At 46.1% G+C, this 14,521-nt stretch carries 17 protein-coding genes; 9 read left to right on the forward strand and 8 right to left on the reverse strand.

The genetic code is table 11. The features are described 5' to 3' along the window. Positions 1-2: 2 nt before the first annotated feature. The 4 genes from hpaD to DSM2777_RS08315 form a co-directional block, all read right to left on the reverse strand. Positions 3-860, reverse strand: a complete 858-nt coding sequence (gene hpaD / locus DSM2777_RS08300) for a 3,4-dihydroxyphenylacetate 2,3-dioxygenase (RefSeq protein WP_061553655.1) — start codon at positions 858-860, stop codon at positions 3-5. 63 nt (positions 861-923) lie between these two features. Then, positions 924-2,390 (reverse strand): 5-carboxymethyl-2-hydroxymuconate semialdehyde dehydrogenase, encoded by a 1,467-nt coding sequence (gene hpaE, locus DSM2777_RS08305; RefSeq protein WP_061553656.1) that lies wholly within the window; start codon positions 2,388-2,390, stop codon positions 924-926. Next, positions 2,387-3,151: a fumarylacetoacetate hydrolase family protein gene (locus DSM2777_RS08310; protein WP_061553657.1), complete on the reverse strand. Its 765-nt coding sequence runs from the start codon at positions 3,149-3,151 to the stop codon at positions 2,387-2,389. The genes hpaE and DSM2777_RS08310 overlap by 4 nt, the downstream gene beginning before the upstream one ends. Next, a complete protein-coding gene (locus DSM2777_RS08315; protein WP_046458308.1) occupies positions 3,148-3,792 on the reverse strand; it encodes a fumarylacetoacetate hydrolase family protein in 645 nt (214 codons plus the stop codon). The genes DSM2777_RS08310 and DSM2777_RS08315 overlap by 4 nt, the downstream gene beginning before the upstream one ends. Positions 3,793-4,145: 353 nt before the next feature. On the opposite strand from DSM2777_RS08315, the gene hpaR reads away from it, so the two are divergent. From hpaR to yjjG, 5 genes are all read left to right on the forward strand, one after another. Beyond that, entirely contained in the window at positions 4,146-4,589 is a 444-nt protein-coding gene (hpaR, locus tag DSM2777_RS08320) for a homoprotocatechuate degradation operon regulator HpaR (RefSeq protein WP_061553658.1), read from the forward strand. A gap of 395 nt (positions 4,590-4,984) precedes the next feature. After that, positions 4,985-5,515: a hypothetical protein gene (locus DSM2777_RS08325; protein ID WP_418009236.1), complete on the forward strand. Its 531-nt coding sequence runs from the start codon at positions 4,985-4,987 to the stop codon at positions 5,513-5,515. 459 nt (positions 5,516-5,974) lie between these two features. Next, a complete protein-coding gene (gene cspE / locus DSM2777_RS08330; protein WP_004095506.1) occupies positions 5,975-6,187 on the forward strand; it encodes a transcription antiterminator/RNA stability regulator CspE in 213 nt (70 codons plus the stop codon). A gap of 312 nt (positions 6,188-6,499) precedes the next feature. Continuing rightward, entirely contained in the window at positions 6,500-7,444 is a 945-nt protein-coding gene (gene lpxP / locus DSM2777_RS08335) for a kdo(2)-lipid IV(A) palmitoleoyltransferase (protein WP_046458306.1), read from the forward strand. 149 nt (positions 7,445-7,593) lie between these two features. Further along, a complete protein-coding gene (gene yjjG, locus DSM2777_RS08340) occupies positions 7,594-8,268 on the forward strand; it encodes a pyrimidine 5'-nucleotidase (protein WP_061553659.1) in 675 nt (224 codons plus the stop codon). Positions 8,269-8,630: 362 nt separating this feature from the next. Here the strand turns inward: yjjG and nqrE are convergent, their stop codons facing one another. The 3 genes from nqrE to DSM2777_RS08355 all read right to left on the reverse strand — a co-directional run bounded on the left by nqrE (position 8,631) and on the right by DSM2777_RS08355 (position 10,082). Next, positions 8,631-9,230 (reverse strand): NADH:ubiquinone reductase (Na(+)-transporting) subunit E, encoded by a 600-nt coding sequence (gene nqrE / locus DSM2777_RS08345; RefSeq protein WP_025800077.1) that lies wholly within the window; start codon positions 9,228-9,230, stop codon positions 8,631-8,633. 158 nt (positions 9,231-9,388) lie between these two features. Beyond that, on the reverse strand, positions 9,389-9,814 hold the full coding sequence (locus tag DSM2777_RS08350; protein WP_061553660.1) for a GNAT family N-acetyltransferase: 426 nt from the start codon (positions 9,812-9,814) through the stop codon (positions 9,389-9,391). 64 nt (positions 9,815-9,878) lie between these two features. Then, a complete protein-coding gene (locus DSM2777_RS08355; protein WP_004095514.1) occupies positions 9,879-10,082 on the reverse strand; it encodes a hypothetical protein in 204 nt (67 codons plus the stop codon). A 298-nt stretch (positions 10,083-10,380) separates the two neighbouring features. On the opposite strand from DSM2777_RS08355, the gene DSM2777_RS08360 reads away from it, so the two are divergent. The 3 genes from DSM2777_RS08360 (at position 10,381) to DSM2777_RS08370 (ending at position 11,802) form a co-directional block, all read left to right on the forward strand. Further along, a complete protein-coding gene (locus DSM2777_RS08360) occupies positions 10,381-10,707 on the forward strand; it encodes a DUF2623 family protein (protein ID WP_025800073.1) in 327 nt (108 codons plus the stop codon). A 191-nt stretch (positions 10,708-10,898) separates the two neighbouring features. Beyond that, the gene (locus tag DSM2777_RS08365) at positions 10,899-11,327 is read left to right on the forward strand and encodes a TOBE domain-containing protein (RefSeq protein ID WP_025800071.1); all 429 of its coding nucleotides are present in this window, start codon (positions 10,899-10,901) and stop codon (positions 11,325-11,327) included. A 4-nt stretch (positions 11,328-11,331) separates the two neighbouring features. After that, entirely contained in the window at positions 11,332-11,802 is a 471-nt protein-coding gene (locus DSM2777_RS08370) for a GNAT family N-acetyltransferase (RefSeq protein WP_061553661.1), read from the forward strand. A 79-nt stretch (positions 11,803-11,881) separates the two neighbouring features. Here DSM2777_RS08370 and DSM2777_RS08375 read toward each other — a convergent pair whose 3' ends face one another. Next, positions 11,882-13,243, reverse strand: coding sequence for an APC family permease (locus DSM2777_RS08375; RefSeq protein ID WP_025800068.1), 1,362 nt, complete (start codon positions 13,241-13,243; stop codon positions 11,882-11,884). Between the two features lie 728 nt (positions 13,244-13,971). On the opposite strand from DSM2777_RS08375, the gene DSM2777_RS08380 reads away from it, so the two are divergent. Beyond that, the gene (locus DSM2777_RS08380) at positions 13,972-14,514 is read left to right on the forward strand and encodes a DUF1003 domain-containing protein (protein ID WP_025800066.1); all 543 of its coding nucleotides are present in this window, start codon (positions 13,972-13,974) and stop codon (positions 14,512-14,514) included. Positions 14,515-14,521: the final 7 nt, after the last annotated feature.

The raw sequence follows: 14,521 nt of genomic DNA on the forward strand, positions 1-14,521 counted from the left end.
CCTCATGCGTGTTCTGGTAGAGGGAAAACGGCGTTGACCTGTCCGGTTCCCGAGCTGGCAAAGAGATCGGTAATAAACTCCACTTTGCCGTCGTATTTGTCCCAACCGAGCATGCCGAGCAGCATAACGGTGTCATGCATGTTGCCCTCGCCGTAGCAGTAGTCGGCATATTCGGGCAGCATTTCGCAAAACTCTTTGAACTGACCTTCACGCCACAGCTTGACCACGCGTTCATCCATTTGGTGATCGAACTCGCGGGTGTAGCTGTTCATACCTTGTTCGGCGCGCTGATCGTCAATAAAGCGATGGGAAAGTGAGCCGCTGGCGAGAACCGCCACGGTGCCATCGTATTGTTCGATCGCTTTGAGAATGGCTTCTCCCAGCTTCCGGCTGTCTTCAAAAGCGTGGACGGTACAAAACGCCGAGATAGAGATCACCTTGAAGTGTTGGTCGCTGTTCATATAACGCATTGGAACCAGCGTGCCGTATTCGAGCGATAGGCTAGGAATGTTGTGAGCCTGAGCGCGAACGCCCATTGCGCAGGCTTCTTTAGCGATAAGCTGCCCTAGCTCAGGATTGCCGTTGTATTCATAGGTCATATCACGAATGAAATGCGGCAGTTCATGGCTGGTGTAAGTGCCGGAAAAATGATTTGCGCAGTTAATGTGATAGGCGCTGTTCACTAACCAGTGAGTGTCGAACACGATAATGGTGTCTACGCCCATTTCACGACAGCGCTTGCCAATCTCTTTATGTCCATCAATGGCGGCTTGACGACAACCGTGGTTTTTACCTGGTAACTCAGACAGATACATGGATGGAACATGTGTAATTTTGGCGGCTAAGGCTAACTTTCCCATATTTCCTCGCTTCTCGTTTTAATACATTGCGGAGGCCCCAGCGTGAGCGCTGGGGAAGTGGTTCTATACGCCCCATTTAGGGATGGGGTGATCGCCCATTGAGATACAGACGTTCTTCATTTCAGCAAAGACTTCAAAGCTGTATTCCCCGCCTTCGCGCCCGGTACCCGAGGCTTTAACGCCGCCGAAAGGTTGGCGAAGGTCGCGTACGTTCTGCGTGTTAACAAACACCATGCCCGCTTCGATGCTGCGTGCCAGTCGCAGTACTTTGCTAACGTCCTGCGTCCAGATGTAGGAGGCCAATCCGTACTCCACGTCGTTGGCCAAGCGCAGCCCTTCGGCTTCATCTTTGAAAGGCATCAGGCAGGCAACGGGGCCAAATATTTCTTCCTGCGCCACGCGCATGCGGTTATCAACATCGGCTAATACGGTTGGGCGTAAGAAATTGCCGTTTTTAAGTGAGGCAGGTAGGTCGCTCGGTTTATCTGGGCCACCGGCAAGCAGCGTGGCACCTTCTTCAATGCCTAAACGGATATAGCCGGAGACTTTTTCCCAATGCTGGCGACTGATGAGCGCGCCAACCTGAGTATTAGGATCTTGTGGATCGCCGACGCGCAGGCGGTTAGCGCGTTCTGCAAAGCGTTTAACAAACTCAGGATAGATGCTCTGCTGAATGAAAATGCGTGAGCCCGCGGTGCAGCGTTCGCCGTTAATGGAGAAGATGGTGAATAAAGCCGCATCCAAGGCGCGCTCGATGTCGGCATCTTCAAAAATCAGCACCGGTGATTTGCCGCCGAGTTCCATCGAGTATTTCTTCAGGCCTGCATTTTTCATGATGTTGCGGCCAGTCGCAGTACCTCCGGTGAAAGAGATAGCGCGTACGTCGTGATGGCGAACCAGCGCATCGCCCGCCGTGGCACCGTATCCCTGAACAACGTTAAGCACACCAGCCGGAATTCCGGCCTCAAGCGCTAATTCGCCTAAGCGATCGGCAGTGAGGGGAGAAAGCTCGGACATTTTCAATACCGCAGTATTGCCAAGCGCCAAGCAGGGCGCGACTTTCCATGTTGCGGTCATGAACGGGACGTTCCACGGCGAAACGAGCGCGCAAACACCGACGGGTTGTACGAGGGTGTAGTTGAGCATTTTGTCGTCGACGGGATAGGTTTTGCCGTTCATCTGCTGGCAGATTTCAGAGAAAAACTCAAAGTTATGCGAAGCGCGTGGGATCAGCACATTTTTAGTTTGATGAATCGGTAGACCCGTATCCGCGGTTTCCATAGCAGCAATTTCTGGAACGTTTTCGTCAATCAATTCACCTAAACGACGCATTAAACGCGCACGTTCTTTCATTGGTAGATTGGCCCATTTAGGGAACGCCGCTTTCGCCGCTGCCACGGCGAGATTGATCTCTTCTTCGCCGCCAGAGGCCACCTCCGCTAATACTTCGCCATTAGCCGGATTTGTGGTTTCGAAATACTGTTTACTGGCAACGTTTTTACCGTTGATCCAATGGTTTATTTTTTTCATCGCAGGCTCTCCTCATATTCGGCTTGGCTAATAATGCGGTTAATCAGGCGGCCAACGCCTTCAACCTCAACGATAACTTCATCGTCCGGTACCACATCGGACAGACCTTTTGGCGTGCCGGTGGCGATCATGTCGCCTGGTTGTAACGTCATAAATTCACTTAAATAAGCGATTAGGAATGGGATATCGAAAACAAGGTCGGCGGTGGTGCCGCGCTGGCGTAGCTCGCCATTAACATAGGTGCTGAGCGTTAAATTATGCGGGTCGGGAATGTCTGCTTTATCAACGATCCAAGGCCCGATAGGCGTTAGCGTGTCGCGGCTTTTCACTCGCAGGTTAGGGCGGTAGTAGTTTTCTAAATAATCACGAATAGCGTAATCGTTACAGACGGTATAACCGGCAACGTAGTCCATGGCCTCATCTGGCGTGACCTGAAATGCCTGCTTGCCAATGACAACCACGAGTTCGGCTTCGTAGTGCATGTAATCAACGTTATCGGGGCGAACCGATATTTGCTGGTGGCCGGTTAAAGAGTTCGGCGCTTTGATAAAAATAAGCGGTTCTTCTGGGGCTTTAAAGGCCAGCTCAGCGGCGTGATCGGCGTAGTTCAAGCCTAACGCGAATAGCGTGCCTTCAACGGGGGGCAACCACTGCACTTCATCAGTCTGAATTTTGCTGCCGTTGGGTAAACAGGCGCGATTCTGTTCGTCGATAGTGACACTAACATCTTGCCCTTGATGGCGAATGCGAGCGTGTTTCATGCGGTTTCTCCCGTCCTTTTGAGCTGTAGGCGTGTGCTATTTTCGAGCGTTGGCAGACCTGCTGCTTTAATCGTGATGTTGTCGCCTGCTTGGATATCAACGCGTTGCTGGGGAGTTCCTAATAAAATGACATCGCCCGGCTGTAGAGTGGCGAAGTCGCTCAGAGCACAAAGGAGTTCTGCGGCGCTGCGATTTAGGTCGGCGGTTGTCCAACGGTTGACTTCCTTACCGTTGATTTCGGTGATGATATCGACGGCATCAACGTGGGGCAGAGGGGCTAATTCACCTAAAGGACAGAAACCGTCACGGCATTTGGCCTTGATCGCTGGGCGATAAAAGGACTCTTCTGGCAAGCTCACATCGTTAGCCAGCGCATAACCTGCAATGTAATTTGCAGCGTCGGCGGTGGTGATTTTGCGGGCGGTCTTTCCAACGACTAGCGCAATGGTGGCCCCGCTTTGTACTCTTTCTTCCTGTGGAACAGGGATCGCATCGCCACTGTGGATGACGGTATTACGAGGTTTGATAAACCAAACTGGGGTTTTGGGTGGTGTTTGATAAGGCGGTTGCTGAAATGCATCGAGCCAAGCTTCGGTCTGGCTACGGTGATTGAGCGCAACGGCAAAGACGGTGCCTTTCATGAACGACTCCTTTGCAAATGGTCGTGTCGGTATGAGAAAAGGTTTTTATTAATATGTTAATGATCATGTTTTAATCCTTGTTTAACATTTAGGCAATAAAATCAGTCTGAAGTGTGATCTTAGTAACAATGTTTTTACATTTCATCTTATTAAGTACTTTAAAATCAGTTATTTATATTTTCTTTAAGTTATCGTCTTTATTTATTTGAAACTTAACTGAAACAAATCTAATCTAAAAAAATAATTATTTAGTTATTAATGAGTTTCAATTCAAACTCATGATAAGTACATGTAGAATGCCTAAAATGTACCGAGGGGTGGCCTTGGTCGGTTTTTCTTAAGAGTGTGAATCTATGCATGAATCTTTGACTATTGCCCTTCTACAGGCGCGGGAAACTGCGATGGGATTTTTTCGTCCAATATTGAAAAGTCATAACCTCACGGAACAGCAATGGCGCATTATTCGGGTGTTAGCCGTAGATAACTCAATTGATTTTCATGAACTTTCTTGCAAAACCTGCATTGTTCGTCCGAGCTTGACCGGCATTTTGACGCGTATGGAGAGGGATGGACTGATCCTTCGTTTAAAGCCGATAAGCGATCAACGTAAGCTGTATGTTTCACTCACGCCTGAAGGTAAAAGCCTGTATGAGAAAGCACGTTCGCAGGTTGAAGAGGGATATCAGGCGATTGAGCGGGCTTTTTCAACGGAGAAGATGGTTCAACTAACGAGCTTACTGGATGAGTTAATTGCATTGGGTGATGCGAATTTGTGTCAAAGCGAGAGCAAAGAATAGGCCGAAAGTAGAGTGTTTTTTACTTTGAAAGAACTTATTTTATTCTGTACATAAAATGCGTATTTTTATTTTTGTGTCTAAAACATCAGCTGCATTAGTACAATGTTTTGTTTATTAGGCATATTTTAGCTAAGCAATTTGTGCTGAATTTATATTGCCGTTAACGATAATGATTCTCCCCGCCTAATATTTGCACCTAAGCACAAATTGAAAAATGTCACTGACAAAGCATTGTTAAATTGATAGGACTGCACAATAAATAGATTTTAAAACGCTATGAATATTCCTATTAATATAAATAAAGCACTTTCACCTGCTACGGCTATTCTCGCTGTCATTGCTGTCACATTCCTTTCTTCGCATTGTTTAAACTTCCCTTGGCTCACGGTGTGGTGGTGCAGGTTATTGAAGATGTTCAATCAGCATGGCTACTTTTTGGGGCGATCTTTACATGGTTTTATATGAAACCTTTAACGCTTGCTCCACGCCAAAAGGCCTTTTGGTGCTGGGCGACGGTATGGTGGGTGGTGCTGTTTGGGCGTGGGATCAGCTGGGGGCGGGACTTCTTTCCAGAAACACCTAAAATTTATTTTAGAATAATTTCCGTTATTTTAATTGGCACTTTGCTACTGATGTTATTACTACCTACGTTACGTAAAGAGATTGCAGAAAGAGTAAAACATCAAAGCATTCCACTGTGGACCGTATTGTTGATGGTGGTGTGTTTTCTTATTTCAGATACGATTGAGCATCATCGTTTATTAGCACCAATATTTATTAGGGATAGCCATTATCAGGATTTACTTGAGGAACTCTATGAACTTCCGTTTATGCTGTGCTTATTTGATATCGCTTTGGGCATAATGCGTTCTGATAAAAAAATTCTGAATCAAGAAAATATAGCGTTGATTGAATCTTATAATTAAAGCGGTTTGCGTTGTTAAAATAAGTCACTCCATGAATGCACGTTGAAGAGCCCAGCGTGCATTTTTGCTTATCATAAACACCTCATCGCCATCGTTAATAAATTCGCGTACAAAACAGATTATTTTTTGGATGTATGATTGCGCTGGAAATTATTTCTATTGGTATGATTATTTTTCCATAAAAATGCGGTTTTGTTTCTTTGATTTCATTGTCTTTTTTTTCTTTTGAGAAAATGCTCGTGATAGTGCTTGCGTAAAGCTACCAAACATGAGTTAATGCTCTCGGTTTGTAATGCAGAACCAGTATGAAAGACATTTTAGTAAAGCAGTTCTTTGTTTAGCGATGTGTATCACTTCGCTCATGAATTTCCTTCTTTAGTGCTCCCGTACGTCCTCTGATAGAACAGACCTTTTTCGCCCGAGAGCGGCGACTCTACTTTAAATACATTAGGAAATATCATGTCTGATAAAATGACTGGCTTAGTAAAATGGTTTGACGCTGGTAAAGGTTTCGGCTTCATCACTCCAGACAACGGCAGCAAAGACATCTTCGTTCACTTCTCTGCAATCCAGAGCACCGCATTCAAAACTCTGGACGAAGGCCAGCGTGTTGAGTTCACTGTTGAAAATGGCCAGAAAGGTCCTTCAGCAGCTAACGTTGTAGCTCTGTAATATTGCTTTTAAGTGACCACCAAAGTTTGTGATTTTGGGTAACCTTAAATTGCTAAACCGGTAATCATTTAATTAGAACGGGTCCTGTTTATTCAGGGCCCGTTTTATTTTGTCTGGTTATGTATTCTCAACGTTAATATTTGTAAATCTAGTATCATTCTGAAAATTAAGACAGATAAGATAAATCTGCTGTGCGGATAAAATAAAATTCATTAAGTTTTATTTTGCTGCAACTTAATCAAACGCAGTGAGTCAAACACTATATATGTACCGCTATAGATAAATTCTTCTTTATGCGATACGCAAACTGCTATGTATAAAGAAAGAAGGTCTATTGTGAAACACTCTGGTTTTTCAACAAGCTTGCTGCACCCGCGTCATTGGTCGCTGTGGTTCGGTTTAGGTTTGTTATATTTATTGGTCCAATTACCTTACCCTGTCATTCGCCGCCTTGGCGGAGCGATGGGCCGTATCTCTAAACGTTTCCTAAAGCGCCGTGTCACGATTGCACGACGTAACCTCGAGCTGTGCTTCCCTGACCTGTCATCTGAAGAGCTAGATGCTCGCGTGACCGATAATTTTACGTCCTTAGGCATAGGGCTGTTAGAAACCGGCATGGCGTGGTTTTGGTCTGATGCGCGTATCAAGAAGTGGTTTGATGTGAGCGGGATTGAGAACCTCAATGCGGCCTTAGCGGAAAACCGTGGCGTGATGGTGATTGGCGTACACTTTATGTCGCTGGAGCTGGGCGGGCGCGTGATGGGGCTATGCCGCCCTATGATGGCGATGTATCGCAAGCACAACAATAAAGTGATGGAATATGTTCAAACCCGTGGGCGTTCTCGCTCTAATAAAGCGATGATTGATCGTCGTAACCTACGCGGTATGGTTCATGCGCTTAAAGCTGGTGAAGCTGTGTGGTTTGCGCCGGACCAAGATTTCGGGCCGAAGGGAAGTTCGTTTGCTCCGTTCTTCGCTGTCAAAAAAGCGGCTACCACAAACGGTACGTTTACTATTGCCAAACTGGCTAAGCCTGTTCTGCTGACAACGGTGTTGATCCGTAAACCAGACGGCAGCGGCTATCACCTTATTATTCAGCCTGGTCTGAAAGATTATCCTTACGATAATGAGCAGGCGGCCGCTGAATTTATTAATGGTGTAATTGAAAAAGAGATTTTACGTGCGCCAGAGCAATATCTATGGCTGCACCGCCGATTTAAAACGCGGCCTGTTGGAGATACTTCTCTCTACGCCTAATAACTCATAAGTTAATTTAATTAAATATTAAACCCCGAATCATTTATTAAGCGAATGTTCGGGGTTTACGCTATTCTAAGCCCCGGATTTTTAAGTCTGATAATATCAGTGCTTAGTGAGTGAAAAAAATGACGAGAGAGGCAAGTACCATGAAGTACAGTTGGGTTCTTTTTGATGCTGATGAGACGTTGTTCCGGTTTGATGCTTTTCAAGGTTTAAAGCTGATGTTCTCTCGTTTTAACGTTGATTTTACCGATCAGGATTATGCAGAGTATCAGGCCGTCAACCAGCCACTATGGGTGGATTATCAAGATGGTCGTATCAACGCGCAGCAGCTACAGGTCACGCGTTTTGAGCTATGGGCTCAACGCCTCGGTGTAACTGCATGCCAAATCAATAACGCATTTTTACAGGCAATGGCCGATATTTGCGATGTGTTGCCTGGTGCGAGAGAGCTTGTGAATGCGCTGAGCGGTAAGGCCAATATGGGCATTATTACCAATGGTTTTACGCAGCTGCAAACGGTGCGTTTAGAGCGAACTGGGATGAAGGACGCGTTCTCTACGTTGGTAATCTCTGAGCAGGTGGGGATTGCGAAACCAGACGTTGGGATTTTTGAATATGCGTTCTCACAGATGAATCATCCACCCAAAGAGCGAATTTTGATGGTGGGTGATAACCCTCACTCGGATATCTTGGGGGGCATCAACGCCGGTATTGATACCTGTTGGCTAAATACATCCGGAGCGGCTTTGCCAGACGGCATTTCGCCAAGCTATCAAGTGAGCTCGTTAAACGAGTTACAGAAAATATTGTTAGCTTAATGCAGCCAAAAAAAATCCCCTCCGTTGGGGATTTTTTTTGGCTAGGAGTCACTCTAGGAATTCATTTACCAATACATCTTGGTTAGCAAAACGCAGGCGACAACACCTAGCGCAGCGACGCCCCAGCAAAAGCGTAGAACAATTGTGTCGATAGTTGATTTATTGTCTGAGATATAATTCTTTACTGTCGTAGTCATGAGCTTTGCCTTGAAATATGAATCGGTATAGAGCCTTTTTATACTTCAAAACGGTGTTTCATTGTGACGCTGCTCACATTACGTACGATAAGTCATACAAATGACGCATTCCTGTACAATTGATGCGTCATTTCGCACTTATGGCTAACCGAGTTTCTGGTCAGCTCAAAGATTGATTCCGGCAAAAGACATAAACCCAAGTGACATCAAGCCAGCCGTGCAAAACACTGCACCTAACCCACGCATCCCTTCGGGGATATTAGAATACTTCATTTTTTCCCGCAGGCCTGCCATTGCAACAATTGCAAGTAACCAACCAAGCCCACATCCGGTGCCATATACAAATGACTCTGTGAAGTTATATTCACGCTGAACCATAAATATGGTCGCACCAAAAATTGCGCAGTGAATGGTTAAAAGCGGCAGAAACACGCCCAATGAGTGGTGTAACGCAGGTAAGAAACGATCCAATATCATTTCTAATATTTGCACCAGTGCGGCAAGAACGCCGATGAAAGTAATAAAGTCGAGGAAGCTTAAATCAAGGCCTTCAATTAAAGCGCCGTCTTTTAGCAGGTAGTTATAGATGAGATTATTTAGCGGCGTAGCAACGGCCAATAATACGGTGACGGTGAGGCCAAGCCCGAATGCGGTTTCGATTTTTTTTGAAACAGCCAAAAACGTACACATGCCTAAGAAGAAATTTAGGGCCATGTTTTCGACAAAGACAGCGCGAAAAAAAATATTTAGGTATTGCTCAAGCATCATGCTTTTCCATAAGCGTCAATCAATTTAATATCCGAAATAATAGATTAACAATCAGGAAAAACCGAGTATTGAGCGCGATCAGTTTTCAATCACAAACCATTCATAGAGTGGATGTTTATGATAAATTTGTGATTGAAATAGGGTTTGGCGAGAAATCAGATAAGGTGTTCGGCGGTGCAGGTCCAGGCACTTGGGTGTTGATCGAAGCCTAAGCGTGGATAATATTCCTGCGCGAGCGGTGCTGCCAGCAGAATAACTTTGCAGTTATGTTTTAGCTGGCGGCACGTCATCTGTATTAATGCTTTACCTACGCCGCTTTTTTGAACCGACTCTGATACCGCGAGATCGGATAAGTAGCAGCAGTAGTGGAAATCCGTCACTGAACGAGCAATGCCAATCAGGCGCTCACCAGCCCATGCAGTGACTAAGATATCTGCATGTTCTAACATCCCTGCCAAACATTCTGGGTTATCTAACGGGCGTCGTGGCCCCAGCGTTGTTTCCGACAACAATTGAGAAAACTGTTCAACAGTGATCGACTTATTGACGTGGTAACGTATTTCGGTTGGCGTTGATGACATCTCTGACCTTCCCGTTAGTTTAGTAAAATAGTGACGTTATATTATTGATATTAAGTCAAAAATATTAACGCTGGCGCTGCGACTTAGCCCATTGCGCTTTCTGCCAGTCTTCACAGCAGTCTTTATCACAAAAGTTGCCACTTTCAATTTTTTCGTGGCAGTTGTAGCACATACCTGTAAATGGCATCTGCGTCTTTTGGCGGTTTGCAAGAGCGAGGTCACGCTCTAATTCTTCCAGAGCACTGGCGTTGTCAAACTCATCAGCCATTTTCTTCCCCTATGTAGTCGTGACAAAATTGAGTAGTAACAGAATTTCGCGATTACATCATAGCGTTATGATGCGGTTCTCGAATCAAGCGCGTGATTATACTCGGTTGAACGATGATCGTCATACACTTGAATTACTCCCCATTCGATTCTCAGACTTGTCTTTAGCCTACCTCGCGAAGGGTATACCTTTCATTGATATATTCGTTGTATAATAATTTATATAACGATTGCTATTTGTTCAATGATAGCGATTTATTGAGGCTATCTCTCATGGTGAATGAGTCGTGGAGGATGATGTGAAAAATCATTTTGGCGAAGGTGTGATGGACGGCGTAAGGGCTTATGAACCTAAATCGGCCAATGAGATGAGCCAGCACTGTTTCGACTATCGACGTGGTTTTGTTTGTGGCTTCGCGCACAGCTTTGGCAAACGGGTGGATAATCGTTACATGGCCGCCTGCCGAGCGGGGGAGCTTGCGCGTGACTACGGGCTGGAGCGGGATGCTATTGCTGATTTTTTCCACGGCAGCGAAGATCGGGGTTTGCAGGAATATTATTATTCCGGCTATGAACGTTCACGCCGCGCAGACGAAATTTTCTTTGGTGCTGAAGCGACAGGCTGAATAGATCGGGTTGCTCTCTGTTGTTACGATTAACTTCTGTTAGTATTAAAGACCGATGTAGATTCGTTAATTTCAAGCGGCATCAATGTGAATTCAGCCTATCAGACTGACTTACCTCCTTGATGTTATGTGATTTTTCAAAGTCTAAATCATTGTGTCTCAATACAGTTTGTTTAATCAAGGAGAGCAAAATGTCTGTTTCAGCACGCAACCAATTAAGTGGCGTCATTTCAGCAGTCGCGGATGGAGCCGTTAATGACGAGGTTGAATTGACCTTAAACGGCGGCGCGAAAATCGTGGCGGTTGTCACTCATGCTAGCAAACAAGCCATGGGGTTAACGAAAGGCAAAGAGGCCGTTGCGTTAATCAAGGCACCTTGGGTTATTCTGGCTTCAGAGGATTGCGGTTTAGTCTTTTCTGCCCGTAACCAATTCGCCGGTGAAGTGAGTGCCTTTCTTAAAGGGGCCGTAAACTCAACGGTGCATGTGAAAACCGATCAGGGCATTGAACTCACTTCTGTTGTTACCAACGAAAGTGCCGAAGAAATGGCGCTAAGTGCTGGTAGCCGCGTGATTGCATTGATTAAAGCCTCCAGCGTTATGTTGGCTACCAAGGCATAACCCTATGCCGCAGATTCAATTTCGCCTTTTTGAGCATTCCGATGCGCTATCTTTGCGGCAGGTATATGAGTCTGCGGTTTCCCAACTCACCGTGGGTGAATATAACCTCGCTCAGCGAACGGCATGGATTCAGGCCAGTGCGGATCCTAAATATTGGCTGCGCGTGCTTGAACGTATCCAACCAACCGTAACCTTGGTGGACGGTAAGATCGCTGGATATTTTGATTTGCAGCCTGATGGATTAATCGATCATTTCTATGTGGCGGCTTCATTTGCGCATCAGGGCGTAGCCCGAGCGATGATGGATGAAATTCTGCAACGAGCGAAGCTGCGCGACCTTTCTGAAATTTATGCGTATGTTAGCCTCACGGCTCAGCCTTTCTTCACACGCTATGGTTTTGAGGTGGTTTATCGCCAAAACGTTGAGGTGGGCGGACAGCAACTTGAAAATGCGTGCATGTGTAAACGATTTTAAGCGTACTTATCGGTTGTTGAAGAGATATAAAAAAAAGCCCGTTCAGTGAACGGGCTTTTTAGTTTATCAGGTTGAGTTTTTACTGAGCGATTTCAGCGTCATACTGCGGAGGCGGCTGACGGAAGCGGCGAGTCAGGAAGGTTAAGTAACCCAGACCGATAGCGCCCCAAATTAGGCCTAACGTCATAGAGCTCTCTTCCAAGTTAACCCACAGTACACCAACGGTTGCAGCCCCTAATACCGGCAGCAGCAGATAGTTGATGTTGTCTTTCAGTGTACGATTACGTTTTTCACGAATGTAGAACTGAGAGATAACTGACAGGTTCACGAAAGTAAACGCCACCAGAGCACCAAAGTTAATCAACGCCGTGGCCGTCACCAGATCAAACGATACCGCTGACAAGGCAATGCAACCGACCAACAGTACGTTGAACGCTGGGGTACGCCATTTCGGATGAATGTATCCGAACAGACGCTCAGGGAACACGCCATCGCGGCCCATTACGTACATCAGGCGAGAAACACCTGCGTGTGCGGCCATACCCGAAGCCAGTACGGTAACGCAGGAGAACACCAGAATGATGGACTGGAAGAACTTGCCTGCGACAAACAGCATGATTTCTGGCTGTGATGCATCTGGGTTAGCGAAGCGTGAGATATCTGGGAAGTACAACTGCAAGAAGTACGACACCACGATAAAGATCACACCGCCAATCAGCGCAGTCAGGAAAATCGCTTTCGGGATAACGCGCCCCGCATCTGGCGTTTCTTCGGACAATGAACTGATACCGTCAAAGCCCAAGAACGAGAAGCAGAGTATCGTCGCCCCGGTTATCATTGGCACCACATGCGCATTTTCAGAGATGAATGGACGGCTGCTGATCAGCGTACCGGCACCTTCACCACCGTAAATACCGTGGATAACCAGACCCAAGAAGATAACCATGATAGCAACCTGAATCACCACAATGATGGAGTTCAAGTTTGCAACGAGGTTAATGCCTCGTAGGTTAAACAGGGTCATCAGCGTGACTAAACCACCCACAAAGATCCAAGACGGTACGCCTGGGAAAATTGCTTCAAGGTAAATTTTAGCCAGCAAAATGTTGATCATCGGCATGAACAGATAATCAAGTAGAGAAGACCAACCCACCATAAAACCAACGTGCGGGCTAATCGCCTTCTGCGCGTAGGTATAGGCTGAGCCGGCTGACGGGAAGCGCTTAACCAGCTTTCCGTAACTAACCGCAGTGAACAGCACTGCAATCAGTGCAATAGCATAAGATGTGGCAACGTGACCATCGGTAAGACCGCTAACGATACCAAAGGTATCAAAAATGGTCATCGGCTGTAGATAGGCCAACCCCATCATGACGACTTGTACAAGCGTCAATGTTTTACGGAGTTCGACACGTTTTTGAGGTGCGGTATTAATCGCCATGACGCAGTCCTCCCATGCTCTCGACTTTTTGGTTCGATGTTGCGCAAAGCGGAGAGATCACAGGAAAACTTCGTGTGAAGATACTACTAATAATTGAATAATATTCGGACAGGGGAGATGTAAAAGAAGCGCGAGCGGAGAAAGAAGCTCCAGCCCCGTAGTCGCTGCTGCTGCAGCGCATGCCAGTGAATCCCGGCGCGAAAGCGAATGATTGCCCCATCTAAGTTTCCTCAGTAGTAGCGCGGCTAAATGTGCCGCTAAATAGCGATTATCATGTCCGGTTTTAAGCCGGCCTCAGTTATAAAACTCATTACCTGATGCAAAAAAATAACCGATGTCATTTTATACATCGGCCATTTGCAGGGCGCGTATTTTGCCCCAAGGGGGACAATCTGACAAGATGTCTAAGCGTACTTGAGGCCTTTCTTTTTTGCTTTTCGTGCTATTTTTTCGTTTTATTTAGCTCCGGCAAAAAACATGCCCAAAAAGCTAACAAATTCACAACCGATTTTGGCCTTAATCGTTCACTGAAGTACTAAATTTCAATCTTAATTCGTGATTTGAATCATGTAACGCAAATGAGAATAGATGCCTGATTGGGCTTTTTTTATCGACTTTGCGGCGGCATGTTTGACGAATTCGGATGTCGTTGCCAAAGTGGGAGTATCCTGTCATCGGTTTGATTGCCCCACGATGAAAGCTACTGATGTTTGATACAGAGAAACTCCATGAATATTAACGATAACTCATTACTACAAAAGCTGCGTGAATCGCGTCGTTTACGTCGAGAAAAGTTCCTGAATCAGAAAAAGGCCGCGAATGTAGCAGGTACATCGGTGCCGACTCTAACGCTAGGCCAACGTATGGCAGATGGCGTTACCAGCGTGATTGGCTCGTGGCGGTTTATCATTATCCAAAGTATTTTGCTAGCGTGCTGGATGGTCGGTAATGCATGGTTTGGCCATAATGCGTGGGATCCCTATCCATTTATCCTGTTGAATTTGCTGCTTTCATTTCAGGCGGCCTATACGGCACCCGCCATTATGATGAGCCAAACGCGGCAAAGTGATATGGATAGAAAAAGGGCGGAGAATGATTTTGAGATTAACGTTAAAGCTGAGTTAGAAATCGAGTTGTTGCACGAAAAAATTGATCTGCTGAAAGAGAAAGAGATTCAGGCACTCACGGAAGCGATTCGCCGTCTGACAGAGCGTCTTGACGCCGCCGCCCAACAGACAAAAAACGTGGCACCTACAGATGATGTTCAATAGGTGCCAT

The organism is Obesumbacterium proteus, assembly GCF_001586165.1.
Classification (GTDB): domain Bacteria; phylum Pseudomonadota; class Gammaproteobacteria; order Enterobacterales; family Enterobacteriaceae; genus Hafnia; species Hafnia protea.